This is a genomic window from Streptomyces sp. NPDC007872, from assembly GCF_042868165.1.
Taxonomy (GTDB): domain Bacteria; phylum Actinomycetota; class Actinomycetes; order Streptomycetales; family Streptomycetaceae; genus Streptomyces.
Genome location: NZ_JBIAEA010000004.1, coordinates 287,816 through 312,675 on the forward strand (window position 1 = coordinate 287,816; position 24,860 = coordinate 312,675).

17 protein-coding genes are annotated in these 24,860 nt (G+C 72.1%); 9 read left to right on the top strand and 8 right to left on the bottom strand.

Annotated elements, in window-relative coordinates:
• Nucleotides 1-55 precede the first annotated feature (55 nt).
• From ACFYNX_RS15840 to ACFYNX_RS15855, 4 genes are all read right to left on the bottom strand, one after another.
• On the bottom strand, nucleotides 56-2,272 hold the full coding sequence (locus tag ACFYNX_RS15840) for a VCBS repeat-containing protein (RefSeq protein ID WP_388661923.1): 2,217 nt from the start codon (nucleotides 2,270-2,272) through the stop codon (nucleotides 56-58).
• A 194-nt stretch (nucleotides 2,273-2,466) separates the two neighbouring features.
• Nucleotides 2,467-3,390 (bottom strand): FG-GAP repeat domain-containing protein, encoded by a 924-nt coding sequence (locus ACFYNX_RS15845; protein ID WP_388661925.1) that lies wholly within the window; start codon nucleotides 3,388-3,390, stop codon nucleotides 2,467-2,469.
• Between the two features lie 502 nt (nucleotides 3,391-3,892).
• A complete protein-coding gene (locus tag ACFYNX_RS15850; RefSeq protein WP_388661927.1) occupies nucleotides 3,893-4,138 on the bottom strand; it encodes a DUF397 domain-containing protein in 246 nt (81 codons plus the stop codon).
• Nucleotides 4,135-4,998, bottom strand: coding sequence for a helix-turn-helix domain-containing protein (locus ACFYNX_RS15855; RefSeq protein ID WP_388661929.1), 864 nt, complete (start codon nucleotides 4,996-4,998; stop codon nucleotides 4,135-4,137). The genes ACFYNX_RS15850 and ACFYNX_RS15855 overlap by 4 nt, the downstream gene beginning before the upstream one ends.
• Before the next feature lie 89 nt (nucleotides 4,999-5,087).
• On the opposite strand from ACFYNX_RS15855, the gene ACFYNX_RS15860 reads away from it, so the two are divergent.
• A complete protein-coding gene (locus ACFYNX_RS15860) occupies nucleotides 5,088-5,513 on the top strand; it encodes an ATP-binding protein (protein ID WP_388661931.1) in 426 nt (141 codons plus the stop codon).
• Between the two features lie 136 nt (nucleotides 5,514-5,649).
• Here the strand turns inward: ACFYNX_RS15860 and ACFYNX_RS15865 are convergent, their stop codons facing one another.
• Nucleotides 5,650-6,162 carry a DUF664 domain-containing protein gene (locus tag ACFYNX_RS15865; RefSeq protein WP_388661932.1) on the bottom strand — a complete coding sequence of 171 codons (513 nt, stop codon included), beginning with the start codon at nucleotides 6,160-6,162 and terminating at the stop codon, nucleotides 5,650-5,652.
• A 75-nt stretch (nucleotides 6,163-6,237) separates the two neighbouring features.
• Nucleotides 6,238-6,636, bottom strand: a complete 399-nt coding sequence (locus ACFYNX_RS15870) for a DUF1992 domain-containing protein (RefSeq protein ID WP_365543080.1) — start codon at nucleotides 6,634-6,636, stop codon at nucleotides 6,238-6,240.
• A 154-nt stretch (nucleotides 6,637-6,790) separates the two neighbouring features.
• On the opposite strand from ACFYNX_RS15870, the gene ACFYNX_RS15875 reads away from it, so the two are divergent.
• A complete protein-coding gene (locus tag ACFYNX_RS15875) occupies nucleotides 6,791-7,624 on the top strand; it encodes a M23 family metallopeptidase (RefSeq protein WP_388661934.1) in 834 nt (277 codons plus the stop codon).
• 114 nt (nucleotides 7,625-7,738) lie between these two features.
• Here ACFYNX_RS15875 and ACFYNX_RS15880 read toward each other — a convergent pair whose 3' ends face one another.
• A complete protein-coding gene (locus ACFYNX_RS15880) occupies nucleotides 7,739-7,942 on the bottom strand; it encodes a cold-shock protein (RefSeq protein ID WP_125658861.1) in 204 nt (67 codons plus the stop codon).
• Nucleotides 7,943-8,202: 260 nt separating this feature from the next.
• On the opposite strand from ACFYNX_RS15880, the gene ACFYNX_RS15885 reads away from it, so the two are divergent.
• The 5 genes from ACFYNX_RS15885 (at nucleotide 8,203) to ACFYNX_RS15905 (ending at nucleotide 13,409) form a co-directional block, all read left to right on the top strand.
• On the top strand, nucleotides 8,203-9,072 hold the full coding sequence (locus ACFYNX_RS15885; RefSeq protein ID WP_388661936.1) for a menaquinone biosynthetic enzyme MqnA/MqnD family protein: 870 nt from the start codon (nucleotides 8,203-8,205) through the stop codon (nucleotides 9,070-9,072).
• Between the two features lie 372 nt (nucleotides 9,073-9,444).
• On the top strand, nucleotides 9,445-10,644 hold the full coding sequence (gene mqnC, locus ACFYNX_RS15890; RefSeq protein WP_365543088.1) for a cyclic dehypoxanthinyl futalosine synthase: 1,200 nt from the start codon (nucleotides 9,445-9,447) through the stop codon (nucleotides 10,642-10,644).
• Nucleotides 10,645-10,649: 5 nt separating this feature from the next.
• Nucleotides 10,650-11,249, top strand: coding sequence for a hypothetical protein (locus tag ACFYNX_RS15895; protein ID WP_365543091.1), 600 nt, complete (start codon nucleotides 10,650-10,652; stop codon nucleotides 11,247-11,249).
• 110 nt (nucleotides 11,250-11,359) lie between these two features.
• On the top strand, nucleotides 11,360-12,052 hold the full coding sequence (locus tag ACFYNX_RS15900) for a demethylmenaquinone methyltransferase (RefSeq protein ID WP_388661939.1): 693 nt from the start codon (nucleotides 11,360-11,362) through the stop codon (nucleotides 12,050-12,052).
• A 70-nt stretch (nucleotides 12,053-12,122) separates the two neighbouring features.
• Nucleotides 12,123-13,409: a geranylgeranyl reductase family protein gene (locus ACFYNX_RS15905; RefSeq protein ID WP_125658839.1), complete on the top strand. Its 1,287-nt coding sequence runs from the start codon at nucleotides 12,123-12,125 to the stop codon at nucleotides 13,407-13,409.
• Nucleotides 13,410-13,482: 73 nt separating this feature from the next.
• On the opposite strand, the gene ACFYNX_RS15910 is transcribed toward ACFYNX_RS15905, so the two are convergent.
• Nucleotides 13,483-16,578 carry a VCBS repeat-containing protein gene (locus ACFYNX_RS15910; RefSeq protein ID WP_388661941.1) on the bottom strand — a complete coding sequence of 1,032 codons (3,096 nt, stop codon included), beginning with the start codon at nucleotides 16,576-16,578 and terminating at the stop codon, nucleotides 13,483-13,485.
• A gap of 362 nt (nucleotides 16,579-16,940) precedes the next feature.
• On the opposite strand from ACFYNX_RS15910, the gene ACFYNX_RS15915 reads away from it, so the two are divergent.
• Nucleotides 16,941-23,603 (top strand): RHS repeat-associated core domain-containing protein, encoded by a 6,663-nt coding sequence (locus ACFYNX_RS15915; protein WP_388661943.1) that lies wholly within the window; start codon nucleotides 16,941-16,943, stop codon nucleotides 23,601-23,603.
• Nucleotides 23,604-23,723: 120 nt separating this feature from the next.
• Nucleotides 23,724-24,716 (top strand): hypothetical protein, encoded by a 993-nt coding sequence (locus ACFYNX_RS15920; protein ID WP_388661945.1) that lies wholly within the window; start codon nucleotides 23,724-23,726, stop codon nucleotides 24,714-24,716.
• Nucleotides 24,717-24,860 lie beyond the last annotated feature (144 nt).

Sequence of the window (24,860 nt, forward strand, 5' to 3'; positions counted from 1 at the left end):
TTTCCTTCGGAGGTGGTCACGGAGGTCGCGGGGACCGGCCGGGCGGGCGGGACGGTCAGGCGACGGAGTCGTACGGCACGTCCCCGGCGGACAGCGAGAGCGTGCCGTCCGGCGTGCGGTTCAGCGGGCTGCGCCAGTCGCCGGTGCCCCTCCGCAGGTGGACGTCGTTGTAGACGCCGTAGCTCAGGAGGTCGGCGTGCCCGTCGAGGTCGGCGTCCCCGACGCCCACGAGGCGGCGGTCGTTGCTGAACCTGCCGATGTCGCTGCGCGGGGCGAAACCGCTCTTGCCGGTGCCGAGGAACTGCCAGACCGTGCCGTTCCTGTCCCGGGCGAGCAGGTCGCCCGTGGGGTTCCCGGCGAGGTTCCCGACGGCCGTGATGTCGTTGTAGGCGCCCCAGCCCGCGCTGACCTTCGTGCGCGCGGCGGCGAAGGGGGCGGTGTCCTTGCCGGTGCCCGGGTGGATCCAGAGGACGCCGGCCTTGTCGATGCCGAGGAGGTCGGGGCGGCCGTCGCCGGTGACGTCGCTGCCGCCCGCGAGCTGGTTGTACGCGCCCCAGCCGGTGCCGACCCGGATGCGGGCGGCGAAGGTGCCGTCGCCCCGGCCCTTGTGGAGCCACAGCACGCCGGCCTTGTCGCGGCCCACGACGTCGCCGACGCCGGAGCCGCCCAGGTTGCCGGTGGCCTCGATCCGGTCGTACGCCTGCCAGCCGGTGCCGACCAGGACGCGCGGCGCGAACGTCCACGTCTCCTTCCAGGTGACGGGGTCGCGCCGGAAGAACGTGTCGTGGCGCCACAGCCGTCCCTGGGCGTCCCGGGTGAGGACGTCGGGCGTGCCGTTGTCGTTGAAGTCGTGCGCGTTGGCCTTCCGGACGACCGTGAAGGCCCCGGACGTGTTCAGGACCGGCCCGATCCCGTTGAGCGGCCGGACGCTCAGCTTCCAGGTGTAGGCGCCGTTGGCGGGCGGGCCCGCCGGCAGGTCGCGTTGCCAGTCGTAGGAGATGTCCCGGTATTCGTACGACGGGTCGGGCCGTTCCACGAAGGTGGTGGTCCTGCCCGTCGCGGTGTGCCGCAGGGTGACGGTCGCCTCGACGTTGTCCCGCGTGAAGCTCCAGTACAGGACGGGTGCCCGCGTGGCTCGGGTCAGGTCGAACGTGGTGGGGGGCGAGGAGACGAGGCCGACGGCGGCCCGCTCGGGGAGCTTCGACCGGAGGGTCGCCGCGGGGACCCCGCCGGCGCCGGGGGCGAGGCGGTAGTAGCCCTCGCCGGTGATGAGGGAGCCGCCGCGCACCAGCGGGGCCCCGTCGGCGCCGGGGGCGAGCGAGGTGACGTGGTCGAGGAGCTTGCGCGTGCCGCCCTTCGTGAGGTCGTACGCGGTCAGCGCGTGGTACGGGCTGGGTTCCGTGGCGTGGAGGCCGCCGCGTCGCACGTAGAGCAGCCAGTCCCCGACGAACGCCAGCTCCAGATCCTCGACGGGCTTCGGCAGGACGATGTCCCGGGTGGCCCCGGTGGAGCGGTCGGTCACGGTGATCCTGTCCGTGTTCGTCCTGTGCAGGGCCGTGCGCTCCGGGGACGAGGCGGACGTCCCGCCGCCGGGCGCCGCGGGGGACGACTCCGTGACCGCGCCGGTGGCGAGGTCGAGGACGCCCGTGTAGTGCTTCCGGGCGTCGGAGGGGCCGGTGTAGTAGGCGATGACGGCCCGGCCGGGAGCGTTCCCCGGGGAGACGTGTGCGTCGCGGACGTCCGCCGGCAGGCCGGTGACCGGGCGCCGCGTCACGGCGTCGCCCTGGCCGACGAGCATCTCGAGCGTGATGACGTCCTGCACGGTCGGGCCGGAGTCGAAGAGCGAGGAGCCGACGGCGCCGGCGTACCGCCCCAGCGGCACGCTCTGCAGGTCCTTGCCCGAGACGGCGTCCCGCAGGACGGACCGGTCCTCGGTCTCCACGACGATCAGGTCGCCGGGGAGGACGGTGTGGTACACCAGGTTGACGCCCCGGATCTCCTTGGTGGCCCCGCCGTCGTACGGGACCCAGCGGTAGATGCCCCGGTAGTCCGTCGCGAACCCTCCCCCGCGGCTGCTCACGAATCCCGTGGCGCCGGCGACGACCACCTCGTCGATCGACGGGTTCACCTCGTTGCCCGCCGGGACCATCGCGGGCGATCCGGTCACCGGCCCGAGCGGCGCCGTGCCGCTCAGGACACCGGTGCCGAGGGTGACGGCGAGCGTGAGGGCGACTGCCGTGGCGAGACGGCGGGACGTGGCGGCGTACGACAAAAGAAACGTTCCTCCCCCGTGGGGGCGCGCGGCGGAGGGCGCGGCGCCCCGAGTCTGGTGCGACACACGGAAGTTCGATCGCCGTGTGTCGCACGGTCAGACGTGCGAGGGAGGGGAACGGTTGTACGAGATCAGAGGGATCCCTGGAGTACCTGGGATCCCTGTGGCACCTGAGATCCCAGGGATCCCCGGGATCAGAAGTAGAAGCCGTCGACCCACGGGTCGGAGATGGCGTTCAGCGGCACGGGCCGGACGGCGCCGAACGGCTTGGCCGCGTCGTGGGTGCCCTTGTAGAAGGCGGCGGTGCCGCTCCGGGTGAAGCCCATGAGATCGGCCTTCCCGTCGCGGTCGGCGTCCCCGACGTTGAGGACGGACTCGTAGACGTGCCAGCCCCAGCCGACCTTCGTGCGGTTGGCGAAGGTGCCGTCGCCCTTGCCCTGGTGGAGCCAGAGGTCACCGCGGGAGTCGACGGCGACGATGTCCGCGGCCTTGCCGCCGGCGAAGTCCCCGAGGGCGAAGGACCAGTAGACGCCCCAGCCGGACGGGCCCGCCTGCTTGCGCGCGGGGGCGAAGGGGGCGGCGCCGTTGCCGGTGCCCGTGTGGTACCAGAGGGAGCCGTCCATGCCGACGCCGAGGAGGTCGGGCTTCCCGTCGCCGGTGACGTCCCCGCCGCCGACGATGATGTTGTAGGCGTGCCAGCCCTTGCTGATGTCGACGGGGGCGTCGAAGCCGCCGTCGCCGCGGCCCTTGTAGAGCCGCAGGACGCCCCGGTAGTCCTTCGCGACGACGTCGCCGACGGAGGAGCCCCCGAGGTTGCCGGTGGCCGTGATGCGCTGGCCCTGCGGCCAGTTGGTCGCGGCGACGACGGGCGCCTTCGCCGAGACCTTCCCGGTGGCGGCGTCGTACGAGGTGTCGTAGCGGTGGACCTTGCCGGCCCTGTCGATCTGGAGCAGGTCCGGCGTGCCGTTGCCGTTGAAGTCGTGCCCGTTGGGCGACGCGGCCGGGACCGTCGCGGCACCGGCCGCGGGCGCGGTCAGGACGGCGGCGCCGAGGGCGGCGGCGAGGACGGCGGTCACGGCGGCGGTGACGCGCGGACGGAACGCGACGGTGTTGGACATGTAGGAGATCCCCCCGGGGAAAAGCCCCGCCGACCTGCGGCGGAGCCCATTGGTCCGATCGGCACGGGACGATCACCGCGTGCCGGTCAAGGAGACACGGGCCGGGGCGGAACGGTTGCGGCGGGCGCGGAGGATTCTGAGACGGACCCCGCTCCGAGCGGGAACCGGGCGGACGCGGTCGCCGGTCGGTTCCCCGAGCTCGTCGGCACCTGAGTTCGTCAGCACCCGGGGACGGCAGGAACGCAGCCGGGGCCCGGGGCCCGGGGTCCGGGGCCCGTGGACGACGTGCGGGGCGAAGGCGATGCCGTGGGCGAAGAGCGCGGCGCGGACGCGGTCGTCGACGCCGATCTCGCCGTACACGTTGCCTACGTCGACCCCTGGCCTGCCTGGCGTGTGCGACCGGGCTGATGACGATCTGCGTCTGGCCCGCCGGTTGGCCGTTCCGCCTCGACGTGCCGGCGGGCTTCGTCGCCGTCCCCGCCGGCACGCTGATTCCCTCCGGTCACACGGTGGAGGCCACGTCCACGAACGCGGTCCAGGCGGCGGGGGCCACGGCGAGCTGGGGGCCGTGCGGGACCTTGGAGTCGCGGACGTGGACGGTGGTGGGGTGGGCGGCGACCTCGACGCAGTTGCCGCCTTCGGAGTCGCTGTAACTGGACTTGCGCCAGTCGTAGGCGACCTCGATGCAGTTGCCACCTTCGGAGCTGCTGTAGCTGCTTTTAAACCAGGCCAGTTCCGTGGTGTTCATCGTTCTCCCAGCAGTTTCTCGATCCAGTCCAGGGACTCGCGAGGTGTGAGTGCCTGCGCCCGGATGATCCCATAGCGCTCGGTGTAGGCGCGCACCTCTTCCGGGTCGGTGATCAGCCGTGAGTGGCCGTAGATCTCGGTGTACGCGACCTCCCGCCGCCCCTTCGCGGTGATCAGAGTGAAGGCGCCGTCCAGGTAGGGGTGCTCGTTCTTGTCCTGCGGCATGATCTGGAGCTCAATCGTGCGCCGTCGGGCCACTTCGAGGATGCGCAGCAACTGTTCGCGGTGTACTTCCGGGCCGCCGAACGGCCGGAGGAGGACGGTCGCCTCCAGGACGAAGCTGATCGTCGGGGCGGGCCACTGGTCGAGCAGTACCTGCCGCGAGATCCGGTCCGCCACCCGCTTCTCGATGGTGTCCTCGTCCAGCATGGGTCGACGGTGCTCGAACAACGAGCGCGCGTACGCAGGTGTTTGCAGAACACCCGGCACCGCCTGCACCTCGTAGTAGTGCAGCGCGACCGCCTTCGCCTCCTCGTGGGCGAAGTCCCGGAACCAGTCCGGGTGTCGTACCCGTGCCTTCGCCAGCGCCGCCCGCACGTCGTCCGCCGTCGCGGCCAGCGCCCCGCCCGCGTTCACGAGCGGATCCACCCGCACCAGGAAGTCCGGCTGCGGAGTCCGTACGCCCCGTTCCACCGAGGAGATCAGGTCCTCGCTGCAATGCGCCAGGTCGGACAGCTCCGCCTGGCTCAGGCCCGCGTTGCGGCGCAGGACCTTCAGGATCTTGCCCAGCGCCTGGAAAAGGTGCGCCGTACCGTCCGCCTCGGAGGGCCGTTCCGGCCTCTCCTCCTCGTTCCCCGACATCCGTACCGCCTTCTTGGCGTGCCCGTACCGTTACGCAGCGTCGTCGCGTCGCTGCTGGTCAGCGTAGGGGCGACGGCCACGCTCGGGGCATGAAGTCAGAAACCACCACCCCGACCGGTGAGTTCGTCCTCCGGCTGTCCGCAACGCGCCGGGGCGCGCGCCTGGCGCGTCTGCTGGGCGTGCAGCAGTTGCGGGAATGGGAGGTCACCGGGGCCGGGGCCGAGGCCGTCGAGCTGGTCCTCGCCGAGCTGGCCAACAACGCGGCCCTCCACGGGCGGGTGCCCGGAAGGGACTTCGAGGTGCGGATGGAGCGCGGCGCCGACCACGTGCGGATCGAGCTGTCCGACGCGCGCGGCGAGCGGCGGCCGTTACCGTCCGCGACGCCCGACGAGGGCGGCTACGGGCTGCTGCTCGTCGCCGCCCTCGCCACGGCGTGGGGCGTGAAGGAGCGGGAGGTCGGCAAGACGGTCTGGGCGACCGTCCCGCTGGCCTCCCCGCCGGCTCCTCGGGAGTAGGGGCCGCGCACGGGCGCGGCCGCCCGATCGGACTTCCGGGAGGGGGGCGTGGTCGTACGGCTGTTCCGGGAGGTCACGGGTGCTCTTCGGGCCCCGACCCTCGCGCCCCGGGCCCAGGGCCGTGAGGCTCCGGGCCCTACGCCCCGCCCCGCTCCACCACGCCCCGCACGTACGCCGCCTGTCCCGCGTGCTGGAGGTCGTCCGCGATCACCGACACCAGGCGGACGCCGAGGGTGACCGGCGGGTCCCAGGCCTCGTCCACGATCCGGTCCAGGTCCGCGTTCGTCACCGCCCCGACCAGTTCGGCGGTCCGGTCGTGCACGGCGTCGTGGTAGCCGAGGAGCAGCTCCGCCGGGGCCCGCACCCGGCCCGCCCGGTCGGGCGTCTGGCCGTATCCGGTCTCCTTCTCGGGGAAGGGAAGGCCGAAACGGTCCGCCCAGCCGTCGGCGGTCCACACCTGCGCGGTGCCGAAGGCGCCCGCCAGATGGTCGTCCTGGACGCGGGTGAGGTGCCAGACGAGCCAGGCGATCGAGTTGGCGTCCGGGTCGATCCGGGCGGCCAGCTCGTCCTCCGTGAGGCCCTCCACGGCCCCGTGGACGGCCTCGCGCACCCGGCCGAACGAGTCGACCAGCAGACCGGCGCTGTTCATGCGGACTCCTTCACTTCGGACTCCTTCACCTCGGGCTCCTTCACCTCGGGTCCTTCGCTTCGGGGTCTCGGAAAGTCACGACCGCTCCGCCCGCCACCGCGCCACCGCCGCCTCCACGTCGAACGGCTTCAGCCGCAGCGGCGGACCGGCCGGCGGGCGCAGCAGGGCCTCGGCGATCTTCGTGTTGATCCCGCCGAGGATCCGGCGGACCTGGCTCTCGGAGACGGCCGCGGCCACCGCCGCCTCCGCGTCCTCGGCCTCCTTGCGCAGGGCGAGCGCGGGCGGCAGCACGGACGCCCCCTCGCGGTGCATCTTCCCCTTGATCCACCACAGCTCGTCGTACGGCGCCGAGTCGTCGGGGAGGGGCTTCCCGAAGCCCGGCAGGCTCCGGAACTCACCCCGTTCCGCGGCCTCGCGGATCTGCTTGTCCACGAACGACTCGAAGCTCACTCCCGGCGGCTTGCGTTCGGTCATGTGTCCAGACTACGTAACCGGCCCCCTCCGGGTGTGGCCGTCGCGGTCTACTGCGCCGCGCGGTCTTCCGGCACGCTGAGGTCCGTTCCACGCGCGTCGACCCTTGTCCCGCCACGTCCCACCGCCCCCGCCACCCCACGCAACCGGAGGACGCATGCGTGCACGGATCACCCCGCTCGGCACCCTGCTCGCGCTCGTCGCGGGCCTGCTCACCGCGCTCGTCACCACGACCCCCGCCCAGGCCGCGCCGCTCTTCAAGGCACCCTTCCCCTGCGGCCAGAAGTGGACCTACGGCCACCATTCGGCCGAGGTCCGCCAGGCCCTCGACTTCGTCCGCTCCGACGGCGGCGCCACCGCCGGGGCCCCGGTCCTCGCCTCGGCGTCCGGCACCGCCCACCGCTACTCCCAGCCGTCCGGCGCCGGGAACTACGTCGTGATCGACCACGGCGGCGGCTGGAAGACGTACTACTTCCACCTCGGCGCCTACTCGGTCGCCGACGGCGCCGCCGTCTCCCAGGGCCGGCAGATCGGCACCACCGGCTCCACCGGCAACAGCTCCGGCGCCCACATCCACTACGAGCAGCTTTACAACGGCGTCGGCCAGCCCATCACGATCAACGGCGCCTCCCTCGCGCCCTACCCCGGCTCCTACGGCTCCAGGCACCTGACCAGCGACAACGGCTGCTCCGGCGGGGGCGGGAATTACTGGGTCGACACCTTCGCCAACGCCACCGGCTACGCCCAGGCCAACACGAACGACGCCCAGGGCGTGCTGAACGCCGGCACGAACTACGTCTACTGCAAGGTCTGGGGCCAGGAGGTCCGCGACGCCTCCGGCAACTACAACCACTGGTGGCTGCGGACCGACCTCGACACGGTGTACGCCGGGAAGAACGGGCGGAACGCCCACGTCTCCGCCTACTACCTGTCCCGCTGGGGCGACGACGAGGCCCGTGACAACAACGGGACCGTGATCCCCACCTGCTGATCCCGGCCCGTGCGCTTCCCGTAAAAGGGCAGGAGCCCCGCTCGTGCCGCGAGGCACGGAGCGGGGCTCCTTGGGTACTGCTCTCAGTTGTGCGTATGCGCCGACCCGGGCAACTTAGGCCGGGGTGACGTTCTCCGCCTGCGGACCCTTCGGGCCCTGCGTGACGTCGAACTGCACGACCTGGTTCTCCTCGAGCGAACGGAAGCCGTTCGCGTTGATCGCGGAGTAGTGGACGAAGACATCCGGGCCGCCGCCGTCCTGGGCGATGAAGCCGAAGCCCTTTTCAGCGTTGAACCACTTGACGGTTCCGGTAGCCATAAGCCCTCCTTGGGCCAAAGGGTTGCCCTGCTCCAGAACCTGCAAACAAGTCTGAAAACTACAAAAGCCTGCGGGTCACATGCTCCGCAGGCTCTGTACTGCAAGGGAAACCAAACTGCAACTTGCGTTGAGCGTAGCACGCAGAACGCTCGGGGGGGTAGAGGGAAAGATCACGTCACCCGCGTGTTTGAACTTCTTCCGCGTGCTGACGCGCGTGCCCCGGCGATGCCCGGTCCGTGAGACGGGTCTAGCCTCACGATGTGGACAAAGCAACCGACGACCAGCGCAGCCGGCCCCGCGTCGGACACATCCAGTTCCTGAACTGCCTCCCCCTCTACTGGGGCCTGGCGCGCACGGGGACGCTCCTGGACCTGGAGCTCACCAAGGACACGCCGGAGAAGCTCAGCGAGCGGCTCGTCCGGGGCGACCTGGACATCGGCCCCGTCACCCTCGTCGAGTTCCTCCGCCACGCCGACGAGCTGGTCGCCCTCCCGGACATCGCCGTCGGCTGCGACGGACCGGTGATGTCCTGCGTGATCGTGTCGCAGCGGCCCCTGGAGGAGCTCGACGGCGCGCGCGTCGCGCTCGGCTCCACCTCCCGCACCTCCGTGCGGCTCGCCCAGTTGCTCCTGTCCGAGCGGTACGGCGTGTCGCCCGACTACTACACCTGCCCGCCGGACCTCGGCCTGATGATGCAGGAGGCCGAGGCGGCCGTCCTCATCGGCGACGCCGCGCTCCGGGCCTCCCTGCACGACGCGCCCCGGCTCGGCCTCCAGGTCCACGACCTGGGCCTGATGTGGAAGGAGTGGACGGGCCTCCCGTTCGTCTTCGCCGTCTGGGCGGTGCGGAAGGACTACCTGGCGCGCGAGCCGGAGACCGTCCACGAGGTCCACCAGGCGTTCCTGGCCTCGCGCGACCTCTCCCTCGAAGAGGTCACCAAGGTCGCCGAGCAGGCGGCCCGCTGGGAGGCCTTCGACGCCGAACTCCTGGAGCGGTACTTCCGCACCCTCGACTTCCGCTTCGGGCCCGAACAGCTCGCGGGAGCACGCGAGTTCGCCCGCCGCACCGGACCCACGACCGGCTTTCCGGCGGACGTCGCGGTGGAACTCCTGAAGCCCCCGCGCGGCTGACCGCACGCGCCGGGAAGCACCGGAACGGACCGGGACGCGCCGGAACGCGCCGGGACGCTCCGGAACAGGCCGGAACGGGCCGGAACAGACCTCCGGGAATTAATTCACACGAATGTAATTCCCACGCGTCCCCGTCGCCCGCCCCGGACCCATTCCGGAGGCGCGCGCAAACGGCCGGACGGAATGCGGACGCCCGAAAGGGGAAGGCGGTTTCCCGTCCGTTCACCCGCCGGGCCGACGCCCGGCCCCGGCGGGATCCCCGGTGTGCGCGCATTCCCCGGAATGACCCGGCCGCTCCCCGCCGGAGGCGGCCCGGACCCCTGGCGTACGCTGGTTCGGTCTGTCAGTACCCCTCCGAAAGGGACGAACCCGGTGACCGAGAAGGCCGAACTGCAGTCCGTTCTGGACCGCGCCGCCGCGGGCGGCCGGATCACCCCCGAGGAGGCGCTCGACCTCTACCGCTCGGCGCCCCTGCACGCCCTCGGCGCCGCCGCCGACGCCGTGCGCCGCCGCCGGTACGCGGGGACCGAGCACATCGCGACGTACATCATCGAGCGGAACATCAACTACACGAACGTCTGCGTGACGGCGTGCCGGTTCTGCGCCTTCTACGCCGCGCCGAAGGACACCGCGAAGGGCTGGACCCGGGACCTCGACGACATCCTGCGCCGCTGCGCGGAGACCGTGGAGCTCGGCGGCACCCAGATCATGTTCCAGGGCGGCCACCACCCGGACTACGGCGTCGAGTACTACGAGAAGCACTTCGCCGCGATCAAGGCCGCGTTCCCGCAGTTGGTCATCCACTCCCTCGGCGCCTCCGAGATCGAGCACATGGCCCGCATCTCCGGCGTCCCCGTCGAGGAGGCGATCGGCCGCATCCACGCCGCCGGTCTCGACTCCTTCGCCGGCGCCGGCGCCGAGCTGCTCCCCGAGCGGCCCCGCAAGGCCATCGCGCCCCTGAAGGAGTCCGGCGAGCGCTGGCTGGAGATCATGGAGATCGCCCACGGCCTGGGCGTGGAGTCCACCTCCACCATGCTCATGGGCACCGGCGAGACCAACGCCGAGCGCATCGAGCACCTGCGCATGATCCGCGACACGCAGGACCGGACGGGCGGCTTCCGGGCCTTCATCCCGTACACGTACCAGCCCGAGAACAACCACCTCAAGGGCCGCACGCAGGCCACGCTCTTCGAGTACCTGCGCATGATCGCGATCGCCCGGCTCTTCCTGGACAACGTCGCCCACATCCAGGGCTCCTGGCTGACCACGGGCAAGGAGGTCGGCCAGCTCTCCCTGCACTACGGCGCCGACGACCTCGGCTCGATCATGCTGGAGGAGAACGTCGTCTCCTCCGCCGGTGCCAAGCACCGCTCCAACCGCCTGGAGATCATCGACCTGATCCGCAAGGCGGGCCGCGTCCCGGCGCAGCGCTCCACCACGTACGAGCACCTGGTCGTCCACGACGACCCGGCGAACGACCCGGTGGACGAGCGCGTCGCCTCCCACATCTCGTCCGTCGCGATCGAGGGCGGCACGGCCCACCCGGAGCTGAAGCTCCTCGACGCGAACTGAGATCCGTGCTGACGATCCACGTCGCCGAGGCGACGCCCGAGAGCGCCGTCCTGGTCGACGGCGCCCTCGTCGCGGCCGTCGGCCCGTACGAGGACCTGGTCGCCGTCCGCCCCGGGGCGCGCGTGCGGCGGTGGCCCGGCATCCTCACCCCGGGCCTGCTCAACCCGTACGGCCCCGAGCTGCTCGAAGGCACGTACCACCCGGACCCCCGGGAGGCCGAGGGCTTCGGCACGGAGCCGATCACCGGGGAGCGGGCACAGCGGATCTTCCGGGCCGACCCCGCGCGGCGCGGCGCCTCCGCGCGCCGGGGCGTGCAGCGGCTCCTGGCGCACGGCACGGTCGCCGTCGCCGGTGAGCTGCGCGGCCGGGCCGCCGTGGACGCCGTCCGCCGGGCCGGCCTCGCCGTCGGCCGCCGCCCGGAGCGGCTCCCCGGCCCGCCGTCCCTCTCCCCGGTCCCGCTGGTGCTCCTGCCCGCCCCGGCCCCGGGCGGCCCCGCCCGCTTCGCCGTCTTCGACGTCCCCGACCGGGCGGCCCTGGTCCGCCTCGGCGCGTCGACCTGCGTCGCCACCGTCCTCGGCGGCCGGCTGGTCCACCGGGCCCGCTGAGCGCCCGGCGCGCCCGGCGCCGCCGAGCGTGCCCTGCCGACCGGGGCGCGAGGGGTCCTGAGACAATGGGGCCCGCCCGCCCGTCTCCGATTCTGCGAGGCCGAACGCCCGTGACCCGCGCCACCCTGGACAAGCAGCCGCACGAAGTCGCGTCGATGTTCGACGACGTGGCGGCCAACTACGACCTCACCAACGACGTGCTCTCGCTCGGCCAGGACCGCCGCTGGCGCAAGGAGGTCGCGAAGGCGGTCGACGCCCGCCCGGCGCAGAAGGTCCTCGACCTGGCCGCCGGCACGGCCACCTCCTCGCAGCCCTTCGCGCGCGCGGGCGCGTACGTCGTCCCGTGCGACTTCTCGCTCGGGATGCTGCGGGTCGGCAAGAAGAACCACCCGTGGATGCCGTTCACGGCGGGCGACGGCACGAAGCTGCCCTTCCGGGACGACGTGTTCGACGCCGTCACCATCTCCTTCGGGCTGCGGAACATCCAGGACACCGAGCAGGCGCTGCGCGAGCTGTACCGGGTGACGAAGCCCGGCGGCCGGGTCGTCATCTGCGAGTTCTCGCACCCCACCTGGAAGCCGTTCCGCACGGTGTACGAGGAGTACCTGATGCGCGCGCTGCCGCCGGTGGCCCGGGCGGTCTCCTCCAACCCCGACGCGTACGTGTACCTGGCCGAGTCCATCCAGTCCTGGCCGGACCAGCCGACCCTGGCGGGCCTGCTCCAGGAGGCCGGCTGGTCGAAGGTCGCCTGGCGGAACCTGTCGGGCGGCATCGTCGCCCTGCACCGGGGCTTCAAGCCGTAACCCCCGCCGCCCCACCGCCCCGCACCTAGACTTCCCCCATCCTTCCCTCGACCCCTTAGGGAGACCCGCCGTGACCGAGCAGCCCCTCTCCGAGCACAGCGCGGACGTGATCGTCGTCGGGGCGGGCCCGGCCGGCTCGACCACCGCCTACTACCTGGCGAAGGCGGGCCTGGACGTCCTCCTCCTGGAGAAGACCGCGTTCCCGCGCGAGAAGGTCTGCGGCGACGGCCTCACCCCCCGTGCCACCAAGCAGCTCGTCGCCATGGGCATCGACATCTCCGAAGAGGCCGGCTGGCTGCGGAACAAGGGCCTGCGGATCATCGGCGGCGGCGTCCGCCTGGAGCTGGACTGGCCGGAGCTCGCCTCGTACCCGGACTACGGGCTCGTCCGCAAGCGCGACGACTTCGACGAGCAGTTGGCCCGCCAGGCGCAGAAGGCCGGCGCCCGCCTGTACGAGCGCTGCAACGTCGGCGCCCCGGTGATCGACGACCGCACGGGCCGGATCACCGGCGTCCACGCCAAGCTGGGGGAGGAGAAGCGCGAGGTCACCTTCCACGCCCCGCTGGTCGTCGCCGCCGACGGCAACTCCAGCCGCATCTCCCTCGCGATGGGCCTGCACCGGCGCGACGACCGGCCGATGGGCGTCGCGGTCCGCACGTACTTCACCACCCCCCGGCACGAGGACGACTACCTGGAGTCCTGGCTGGAGCTGTGGGACCGGCGCGGCCCGCAGGACCGGCTGCTGCCGGGCTACGGCTGGATCTTCGGCATGGGCGACGGCACCTCCAACGTCGGCCTGGGCATCCTCGACTCCTCCTCCGCCTTCAAGGAGCTGGACTGGCGCGAGGTGCTCAAGGCCTGGTGCGCCTCGATGCCGGAGGACTGGGGCTTCGTCCCGGACAACATGACGACCCCGATCCGGGGCGCCGCCCTGCCGATGGCGTTCAACCGGCAGCCGCACTACACCAAGGGCCTGCTGCTCGTCGGCGACGCGGGCGGCCTGGTCAACCCGTTCAACGGCGAGGGCATCGCGTACGCCATGGAGTCGGGCCAGATCGCGGCCGACGTCATCGTCCAGGCGCACGCCCGCGCGACCCCGGCCCAGCGCGAACTGGCCCTGCGGAACTACCCGCAGGTCCTCAAGGACACCTACGGCGGCTACTACACGCTGGGCCGCGCCTTCGTGAAGCTCATCGGCAACCCGAAGGTCATGAAGATCGCGACCCAGCGCGGCCTGACCCACCCGCTCCTGATGAAGTTCACCCTGAAGATGCTGGCGAACCTCACGGACCCGACGGGCGGCGACGCGATGGACCGGATCATCAACGGCCTGTCGAAGGTGGCGCCGAAGGCGTGACCGGTCCCGGACACGGCGGGAGGGCCGCCACCCCACGGGGTGGCGGCCCTCCCGCCGTTCACGGGCCGACGGCTCAGCCGATGGCCTGCTTGTTCATCCAGCCGACCCCGTCGGAGGCCGAGATGACCTCGAAGGGCGCGGCGTGGCCGGTGGCGCCGCCCGGGTAGAAGCGGGCGATCTTGCTGCCCATCACGGCCCACATGTCGGGGATGCCGTCGCCGTTGGCGTCGGCCGTGCCGGTCAGCAGGCGGACGTTGGCCGCGTCCCAGCCGCCGGCGCCGTAGACCTCGTCGATCCCGGTGAGGGAGTTCGCCGCGATGGCGAGCGAGGTCAGGTCGGTGCCGGTGCCGTCCGCGTCCTTCTTGCCGAAGCGGATGAGCAGCCGGTCGCTCTCGAAGGTGCGGTAGACCAGGTCGGCCGCCCCGTCCTTGTTGTGGTCGCCGACGGAGACGATGTCCCGCTCCAGCCAGGGGCTGCTGGTGAGCCGGACGGCCTGGGTGACGCTGCCGCCGGTGTAGCCGCGCAGGACCCACAGGGCGTCGCCGACGGTGGCGAAGATGTCCGGCTTGCGGTCCCCGTCGACGTCGCCGACGGAGACGATCTGGGTGAGGTCGGCCGGCTTCGGGGCGCCGGGCGGCAGGAGCAGCTCGGTGCGGCGGTCGACGTCGACGCCGCCGAGGCCGTCGCCGGGGTAGATCCACAGCTTGCCGTCGGGCATCCGGGCGACGAGGTCCTGGAAGCCGTCGGCGCCCCAGAAGTCGCCGTTGTGGGTGATGAGCGCGCCGCTCCAGTAGCCGCGCTCCACCTTGCCGGTCCCCTGTCCGGCGGCGTCGAGCGAGGAGTGGATGTCGCCCTTGCCCATGTTGGGGTAGAGCCGCAGGTCGCCGTAGCCGTCGATGACGAAGAGGTCGGCGAACTGGTCGCCGGTGGTGTCGCCGGGGCCGTCGAGGACGTCCTTGGGCTTGGCGTACGTCAGGTAGACCGTCCGGTCCGACCAGTTGCCCGCCTTGTCCTTCGTCTTCACGTAGAGGACGTTCGGGCCGGCGTGGGCCGGCTTGAAGTCGATGTACCAGACGCCGTTGGCGAGCGTCGCCTGCTTGTCGTACGAGGTGGTGTCGACGCTGTACCAGTAGGCCCCGACGTCGTTGCCGCCGCCGGTGACGGTCACCCGGCCGGTGGTGCCGGCCGCCGGGCCCCAGGTCTCCGTCTCCTCCCAGTCGGGCCAGACGGCGGAGGTGAGGACCGGCGGGCCGGGCTTGCTGGTGTCCACCGTGAAGTAGCAGGTGGAGGAGTACGCCGAGTAGGCGTTCTCGCTGTCGCGGGCCCGCGCCTGGTAGGCGTAGGTGCGCACGCTGTTGGCCGGGAAGGTCGCCGAGGTGATGCGGCGGCTCACCGCTCCGGTGCTGCTGAGGGTGGGCTCGGCGTCGTAGAGGACGGGGCCGCCGGCGGGGCTGGTCTGCCAGATCTTGAGGCGGACGCCGTCGAGGTTGCCGTCGGGGTCGGAGGCCTTGGCGGAGACGGTGACGTCACCGATGCCGAGGGTCGGGCCGGGCGACTTGGTGTTGCAGGCGCCGCCGGGGCTGGTGGCGAGCGAACCGGGGGTGTTCGGCGGCCGGTTGTAGACCGTCGACAGGACGGGGGTGTCCTTGAACTTCTTCCAGGCGTAGACGTCGGTCTCGCTGGTGGAGCGCACCCCGAGGGTGATGTTGCTCCAGCCCGCGGTGTTCGCCTTGACGGCGGCGTCCTTGGCGTTGAACCCGATGTAGTCGTCGGGGCAGCTCGAACTGTAGCCGTGGGAGGCCGACACCTTGTCGAGCTGGTCGGCCCAGGAGGGCTGGTCGTTCCAGGTGGTGGAGGAGGAGATGCCACCGGTCAGCCACAGCTCGACGTCCCGCTTGGAGCAGGACCACGAGTGGGTCTCGTACAGCCGGAAGGTGGAGGACTTGATGAGGGCGCCCTTGAGCTTCCACTCGACGCGGAAGAAGGACCGGCCGGTGCCGTTGCTCTGGTTCTCGTATCCGGCGCGGGCCTCGTCGGTGCCGCCGTTGAAGCCGGCCCCGTTCCAGAAGTTGGAGCTCGGGTAGCGCTTGTAGGCGAGGGTCCACGCCTGGGTGTGGCCGTTGATCGAGGGGTCGACGAAGACCGGGTAGGTGGTGGCCGGGTCCTCCAGGAGCCGGACGTCCGGCTTGAGGGTGAGCGTGCCGTCCTTCAGCTCGGTGCCGACGAGGGCGCTGCGCGTGCCCGGTTCGGGACCTTCGAGGGCGTGCAGTCCGGCGAGGCCCTCGGGGAGGTTCTCCGGGTCGGGCGCGGCGCCGGTGTCGCTCGCGGCGTCCTTGCGGCCGGAGGAGTCCCACATGACGGGCGTGGGGGCGGTGACGACCTCCTTGCCGGAGGCGTCCGTGCCGGAGAGCCCGCCCGCGGCGTTCCGCCGGATCGTGAGCGTGGGGGAGGCGACGGACATCGTCAGGGTGCGGACGGCCGGATCGGCGGCGGCCTCGCGGTTCTTGATGATCCAGGACTGGGCGAAGCCGTCGTTCTTCGCGGTCAGGAGCAGGTCGACGCCGGGCAGGACGTCGGGGTAGAGGGCGCGGGTGCCGCTGACCCGGGGTGCGGGCAGTCCGGCCGCCGGCCGGCCGAGGACGACGGTGTGGCCGCCGGTGGAGAAGCGCACGAGGGCGTCGTCCCCGGCGGCGGGCGCCCGGTGCGGCGGCCGTGCGGCGGCGGGGCGGACGGCGGCGGACCGGGCGGCGGTGGAGCGGTCGGCGCGGGCGGTCCCGGCGCGCGCGCCGGCGGAGCCGCCGGCGAAGGTCAGGGCGCCGGTGGTCGCGGTGGTGCGGTAGCCGCCCCTGCCGTCGGCCCGCAGCGCGGTGTCGATCGCGGTCCACGTGCCGTCGGCCGCCCTGACGCGGACCGGCGCGGTCGCCTGGTCCAGGGTGAAGGTGCCGTCCGGATCGGCGTAGGTGGTGGCGTGGGTGGTCCGCAGCGCGACGGCCTCGACGCGCTTGCCCGTCCTGCGGGCCTCCCGCATCGCCCCGGCCTCGTCGAGCGGCCCCGCGGGCGCGGCCGCGGGCGCGGATCCGCGCGCGGGCCGCCCGTCGGGCCCCTCGTCGGACTGCGGCAGCACGGTGAGGCCCGTCGCGGTGACGGCGGCGGCCGCGAGTGCGGCCACCCATATCCCCATGCGCCGTTGCGGCTTTTCGGGCCGTGTGGTCGTCACGGCACCCCCCCAATTCTTCTTCTCTTGTTCCGGCGCGCGGCGTCTCGCGGCGTCCCTCGGCATAGCGGGCGCATCTTTGCACGGCATTGCCGCAGGCTGCGAATCGCCTCTGACGTGCGGTCTTTGATTGCGCATTACCTGACGTTTGGTCATGGAGCGCTGTTTATGTGCGCTTTATGTAGGTGATTTTCCTGTGGTGCGCCATCCCGGGCATACTTCGGCGACCTTGCTTCGATCGACACTTTGGGGGAATCAGCGTGTCTGTGTTCCGGTCCGGACCGCCGAGGGGAGGAGGCGGGAGACCACGCGGAGCCGTGGGAGCCGTCGTCGCCCTCGCGATCACCGCGACCCTCCTGCCGGCGGGGGCGTGGGCCGCCGTCTCGCCCCGCGGCGGCGTCACTCTGCCCGACCTGCAGAGCACCAAGCCCGTACCGGGCGCCGACAGCGAGGTGGACTACCAGGTCCCGCCCGCGCCCGAGACCCAGGGGGAGTACGCGGTCGAGCGCACCGCGGCCCCCGTGAGCGGTACCGGCACCGTCGTCATCAACGGCGGTACGGCGACCGCCGGCCAGCAGCAGACCATCCAGCAGTCCGTCGCCCGCCAGGCCCTGTGGGGCGGCCTGCGCGCCGCCCCCGCGCCCGTCACCGGCAGGCCCGGCGAGATGGTCCGGGTCGGCGACCTGCCCGTGATGCTCGGCGCCGCGCCCGGCACCTTCGGCGGGGACACCGCCGGGGCCCCCGCCGGGACGTCGGCCGTCGAGCCCGCCTCGGCGAAGACCGCGGGGAAGACCGCGGCGAAGACCGCCGCCACCCCGGTGGAGGACCCGGCGCCCGGCGGCACCTGGCAGGTCACCGTCGCCGACCGCGAGACCACCGAGGCCGCCGGCATCGACGGCGTGCTGATGAAGCTGGAGCCCGCCGAGGGCACCACGGGCCCCGTCCAGGTCGGCGTCAACTACAAGGCGTTCGAGCAGCTCTACGGCGCCGACTGGGGCTCCCGGCTCCAGTTGATCCGCCTGCCCGAGTGCTTCCTCACCACTCCCGACGCCGAGGGCTGCGCCGACCCGATCGAGACCGATTCGGTCAACGACGCGGTCGCCGACACCGTCTCGACCACCGTCGACCCCGCGGCCGCGGGCGAGCCCGGGGTGACGCCGTCCGCCTTCCGGCAGGCCTCCTTCAGCACCGCGGCGGCCGGCGGCGGCGGTTTCGTGCTCGCCGCGACCGGCGGCGGCGCGAGCCCCTCCGGCGACTACTCCGCGACCTCCCTCCAGCCTTCCGGCAAGTGGACCCACGGCGGCTCCTCCGGCGGCTTCAACTGGAGCTACCCGCTCCAGGTCCCGCCGGTCATCGCCGGCCCGAAGCCCGAGATCGCGCTGTCGTACTCCTCGCAGATGGTCGACGGCCGCACCTCGACCACCAACAACCAGGCGTCCTGGATCGGCGACGGCTGGGACTACCACCCCGGCTTCATCGAGCGGCAGTTCCGCACGTGCAGCGACGACCGCGGCAAGGACGCCCAGGGCCGGCTGCCCAACACCACCAAGAAGAAGGGCGACCTCTGCTGGTGGGGCAAGACCGAGAACGCCGTCCTGAGCCTCAACGGCTCCACGGCGCCGCTCGTCAAGGACGACACGACGGGCCTGTGGAAGCTGGCCAACGACGACGGCACCCGGATCGAGCACAAGACCGGCGCCGACAACGGTGACAAGGGCGACCCCGACGGCAAGGACACGGGCGAGTACTGGGTCATCACCACCCCGGACGGCGTCCGCTACCACTTCGGCCGGCACAAGCTCCCCGGCTGGACGGACGGCAAGCCGACCACCGAATCGGTCTTCACCGCCCCGGTCTTCGGCAACCACCCCGACGAGCCCTGCTACAAGGCGGGCGACTTCGCCGGTTCCTCCTGCACCCAGGCGTACCGCTGGAACCTGGACTACGTCGAGGACACCACGCTCAACGCGATGGCGATCTACCACAAGAAGGAGATCAACCACTACGCGCTGAACGAGAAGGTCAAGACCCCGGTCTCCTACGTCCGCGGCGGCCACCCGGTCCGCATCGAGTACGGACTGAGCAACCACGGCGGCAACGTCTACGCGGCCCCGGCCCCGGCCCGGGTGGTCTTCACGACCCCCGAGCGCTGCATGGAGACCGAGACCTTCGACTGCGACCCGGAGAAGTTCACCAAGAAGGGCCAGGACGCCCAGCGCTGGCCGGACACCCCGTCCGACACCTTCTGCGCCTCCGGCAAGAAGTGCTACGTCTCCTCCCCGACCTTCTGGACCCGGGTGCGGCTCAGCGCCGTCACCACCGAGGTCGCCAAGACCCCGGGCGGCACGGACTACCGCAAGGTCGACGGCTGGGAGCTGAAGCAGAACTTCCTGCACACCCGCTACGACACCAACCCGCCGCTCTGGCTCGACCGGATCGTCCGCACCGGCTACAGCGCCGCCGGCACCGCCAAGTCGCTGCCGCCGGTGGTCTTCCACGCCAACGGCGACCCGATGCCGAACCGCGTCTCCCGGCCGACCGACGACCGCCCGCCGTTCGAGCGGCTGCGCATCGCCGCGGTCTACACCGAGACCGGCGGCGGCGTGAAGGTCACCTACTCCAAGCCGTGCGACCCGGCCGCGGCCAAGCCGAAGCCCGAGGCGAACGGCAGCCGCTGCTACCCGGTCAACTGGTCCCCGTCGGGCGAGGACACCACCAAGCCCGAGTGGTTCAACAAGTACGTCGTCGAACGGATCCAGGAGGAGGACCACGTCGGCGGCTCCCCGCCGGTCGTGACCACCTACGAGTACGTGGGCGACGCCGCCTGGGCCAAGGACGACAGCGAGTTCACCAAGGCCAAGCAGCGCACCTGGAACGAGTGGCGCGGCTACGCGGCGGTCCGCGTGCGCACCGGTGAGACCAGCGCCGACGAGGGCACCGCCCGCACGCTGGTCGAGCACCGCTACTACCGCGGCATGCACGGCGACCCGCTGCCCGACGGCGCCGTCCGCACGGCGCGCGTGGACGACCACGCCGGGGCGAAGATCGACGACGACCTGCCCGCCTACCAGGGCCAGGTCGCGGAGACGGTCACCTACCGGGGCGACGCCGCGACGCCCGTCATCGACGGCTCGGTGGTCACCAAGCTGTGGACCCGCGAGGCCGGACGGCACGCCCGCACAGGCGCGTCCCCGCTGATCTCCCGGCAGACGGCGACGCTGTCGTCGACCACCACCGCGCACGTCAGCGGCGGGAAGACGCGGACGACCAGCAACACGACGCTGGAGTTCGACCCCGCCTACCCGCTGCCGGTCCGGACCCAGACCACCGGCGACACCGAGGCGCCCGGCGACGAGACCTGCTCGGTGATCACCTACCGGCACAACACCTCCGCCGGCCTGCTGGGCTACCCGGTCCAGGTCCGCACCACCGCCGGCACCTGCGCCACGGCCGCGACGGCCGGGCCGGACCGGCTGATGGACGACACCCGCACCTTCTACGACGACCTCGCCTTCGGCGCGGCGCCGACGAAGGGCCTGGTCACCCGGGTCGAGGACGTCCAGGCCGACGGCACGGGCCACTCCCTGTCCGAGGCCACCGCCTACGACAAGTACGGCCGGGCCACCGCGACCACCGACTCCGACGGCCGGGTCACCCGGTCCGAGTTCACCCCGACGGACTCGGTGCCGACCCGCGTGGTCGTCACCAACCCCAAGGGCCACAAGGTCACCACCGACTTCGAGACGGGCCGCGGACTGGCCCTGACGAAGACGGACGCCAACAACCGGGTCTCCCGCCTGGAGCACGACCCGCTGGGCCGTCTCGTCAAGGTGTGGTCGCCCGGCCGCTCCGGGGCGGGCCAGCCCCACAACCTGGAGTACGAGTACCGGATCGACGGCCGCGCGCCGACCGTCGTGACCGCCCGCGCCCTGCGGGACAACGGCACGTACGCCCTCACCAAGACGCTGTACGACGGCCGGCTCCGCGAGCGCCAGAGCCAGACCGAGGCCATCGGCGGCGGCCGCATCGTCACGGACACGCTCTACAACTCCAACGGCGGCATCCGGCGGGCCAACGCCAAGTACTTCGCCCTCGGCGAGCTGTCCGACACGCCGTACGTCCCGAAGAGCGACACCGAGATCCCGTCCTGGACCGCCTCGGTCTACGACGGCATGAACCGCTCGGTGCGGCAGACCACCTGGCACGGCGACGTCCAGGCGTTCACCGCCGGCACCGAGTTCGGCGGCGACTACACGACGACCCTCCCCCCGCCGGGCGGCACCCCCGTCCGCACCTGGAAGGACACCCTCGGCCGGGTCGTCAGGGTCGACCACTTCACCGACGCCGAGCGCAAGAAGTTCACCAGCACCTCGTACCAGTACGACGTGCGGGGCCAGCGCGTCCGGACGACGGACGCCGACGGCGTCCAGTGGTCGTCCACCTACGACGTCCGGGGCCAGGAGCTCACCGCCACCGACCCGGACCGCGGCACCTCGTCGTTCACCTACGACAACTCCGGCCGCCAGTTGACCGTCAAGGACTCCCGCGGCGTCGTGCTGGAGACCGAGTACGACGAGCTCGGCCGCAAGACCGCCCAGTACCGGGTGGAGGGCGAGAAGCGCACCAAGCGCGCCTCCTGGCTCTACGACTCGGTCGCCCTGGGCCTGCTCACCTCCTCCACCCGCTACGAGGGCACGGCGGAGTACGTCAACGAGGTCACCGGCTACGACGCCGAGTACCTGCCGACCGGCCGCAAGGTCGTCGTCCCGGAGGCCGCGGGCGCCCTGAAGGGCACCTACACCTACGCGTACACCTACACCCCGACCGGCAAGCCGGCCACCACCACGCTCCCCGCGGGCGGCGGCCTGACCGCCGAGCAGGTGGTCAACCGCTACACCCCCGAGGGCCTCGCCCTCACCACCTCCGGCACCGACTGGTACGTCAACGACACCCGGTACGACCCGCAGGGCCGCGTCCTCCAGACGACGGCCGGCAACGCCCCGTACCGGATGTGGACGACCAACTTCTACGACCCGCACACGGGCCGCCTCACGCAGCAGGTCAACGACCGCGAGGTCGCGGACCACCGCGTGAACGACGTCCGGTACGCCTACGACACCATCGGCAACGTCAAGAAGGCGACGGAGTCCACGGGCAGCGGGACCAACAAGGTCACCGACACCCAGTGCTACGTCTACGACACCCTGCGCCAGCTCACCGAGGCGTGGACGTCGAAGACGCCCGACACCTGCGCCGCCGCCCCGGCGGCGGACCAGATCGGCGGGCCGCAGCCGTACTGGCACTCATACACCTTCGGTCCGACGGGCAGCCGCCTCACGGAGAAGAAGCACGACCCCGCCGGCGACACCGCCAAGGACGTCGCGCGCCGCTACGGCTACCCGGCCCCGACGGCCCTCCGGCCGCACACCCTCACCTCCGTCACGACCCAGGTCGGGACGGCCGCGCCCACCACGGCCGACTACGTCTACGACGCGGCGGGCAACACCGAGGAGCGCACCGAGGGGTCGGTCCGGCAGAAGCTGGACTGGGACGCCGAGGGCCGGCTCCAGCGGGTCGGCGACAAGACCACCGGGGGCGAACTGGCCTCCTACGTCTACGACGCCGACGGCAACCGTCTGATCGGCAAGACGCCCACCGGCAGCACGCTGTACCTCGGCGAGACCGAGATCACCGCCCTGCCGAACGGCACGCTGACCGGCACCCGCTACTACACCCACGTCGGCGCGCCGACCTTCGTCCGCGTGGCGACCACGGCCGGCGGCGCGGACAAGGTGTCCGCGCTGATCACCGACTACCACAACACCGCGGGCTTCGCGGTGGCCCTCGCCCCGGGCATGAGCATCACGCAGCGCAAGCTCACGGCCTACGGCCAGGCGCGCGGCACGGCCCCGGCCACCTGGCCGGGCAAGCGGGGCTTCGTCGGCGGCACGCTCGACGAGACGGGCCTGACCCATCTGGGCGCACGCGAGTACGACCCGGCCCTGGGCAGGTTCCTGAGCGTCGACCCGATCATCGACATGCTCGACCCCCTCCAGATGCAGGGGTACAACTACGGGTACAACAACCCGCTCGCCTTCACGGACCCCGACGGTCTGTGGGGCTGGTCGGACGTCACCCACGCCACCCTCGACGTCGTCGGCATGGTGCCGGTCGTCGGCGAGGCGGCCGACCTGGTCAACGCCGGCATCTACGCGGCCGAGGGCGACTGGGAGAACGCGGCGCTGTCCGCGGCGTCGGCCGTGCCGGTCGCGGGCAACGTCGCCACCGGCGCCAAGTGGGCCAAGAACGCCAGCAAGGCGATCGACGCCACCACGGCGGCCGGCAAGAAGGCCGACGCGCCCAACCTGTCGAAGCAGGCGCCGCCCACCAAGGAGGCGCCGGCCAAGAAGCAGGAGAACAACAACCGCAAGAAGGACAAGGACGACGACGAGGAGTACGTCGACCTGTACCACGGGACGACCCTGGCGGCCGCCAAGAGCATCCAGGCCAACGGCGTCGACCCGGACTTCAAGCCCCGCAACATGGACTTCGGGACCGGGTTCTACACGACGAACCTCGAGGACCAGGCCAAGGAGTGGGCGGAGCGCCAGGCCCGGAGCGCCGCGAAGAAGGGCGTCCGGGGCGACGGTGCCCAGCCGGCGGTCATCCACTTCCGCATCCCGAAGTCGGAGTTCGCCAAGTTCAAGGGCAAGGTCTTCACGGAGGCCAACGACGAGTGGGCCAAGGAGGTGGCCAAGTTCCGGGCCGACTCCAACCCGCCGAAGCTGCGGCAGAGCCGTCCCTACGTGGAGGGGCCGATGCTGATGAACAGCCGGTCGTACCCGAAGACCAGGGGCGTGAAGCCGGTGTCCGGCGGCCACCAGATCTCCTTCCACGTGGTGAAGAAGTTCAGCGCCTCCTTCTGGGGCCGCTGGTTCGCCAGGTGGTTCATGGGGATCAGCACCTGGAAGCTCTGGTGATCACCGGCGGGTGACCCCCGCCGATCTCCGGTGATCTTCCTCCGACACCGCCCCGGTACGCTCAGGCGTGCCGGGGCGGTGTCTTCTTCCCCGTACCCGACGCGAAAGGCGCGCAGGACCGTGCAGGCCGACGAGAACGACGACGAGTTCGCCGAGTTCCCCGAGTTCTACGACGACGAGGACGACGAGGACGACGAGGACGACGACGAGGCCGAGGACGACGACGAGCAGAACGGCCCCGAGGCCCTGGAGCCCGTGGCCTTTCCCGAGGGCGCGCAGCGGGACCGGGTGCTCGCGGCGGCGCTGCTCGCCGTGCGCCACACGGCGCTGTTCGAGCCCGTGGTGGCCTCGCCCTGGGTCGGCCCGGTGCGCGACGCGCTGGTCCGGTCGCACTCCACCGCCGTGGTCATGGTCCGGGAGGGGTACGGCCCGGACGGCGAGGTCGGCGCCTTCGACATCGGGCTCACCCGCTGGATGCTGGCGGGCCTGGCCGAGCTGCCCGAGGCGGTCCGCCGGCCGGAGGAGGCCGTCGACGGGCAGGTGGAGCTGGCCCGCGCGGTCTTCGACGCCGTCGCGCACCCGGACGACGAGGACCGGTTCGCCGGGGCGTGCGCGCTGGCGGAGCGACTGGCGGGACCGGCGGCGGAGGAGGAGCGCGCGCTGCGGGCCCGGGACCTCGCCGACCTCGCGGCGGCGCGGGAGGCCGGCCGCCGGCCGGACGGCGCGGCGCTGGAGGAGCGTTCGGCCGTCTTCGGCCGGGAGCGGGCGGACCGGGTGCGGGCGGAACTGCGGGCCCGGGGCCACCGCATCGGCGAGGTGCTGACCGACTTCCCGGTGCCGGTGACCGAGCGGGGCGCGGAAGTGGTGCGCGCGATCGTGGCGGAGATGGCGGGCCGGTTCCGGGTGTCCGAGGAGGAGGCCGCGAGACGGGTCTTCGCGTACTTCTCGGACATGGACCTCACGGACGAGTCCGACATGGGGGACCTGGACTACATCGACCACCAGAAGCCGGACCAGTGGGCGGGCGGCATCTACCTGGGCCTGGAGTTCCACGAGGTGCGGTGGGACGTCGACCTGAGCGGCCGGACGCCGGTGCCGTTGCCGCCGGAGTAGCCGGGCCGCCGGAACGGCCGGAAGGGCCGGGGGGCCCCCCCGGGGGGGGCCGGCCCAACCCCGGGGGGCCCCCGGGGGGGAGCACCGAGGGGGGGCACCGCGGCCCCCCGGCGGGGCCCCCCCCCCGGCGCCGCGGACACCCCG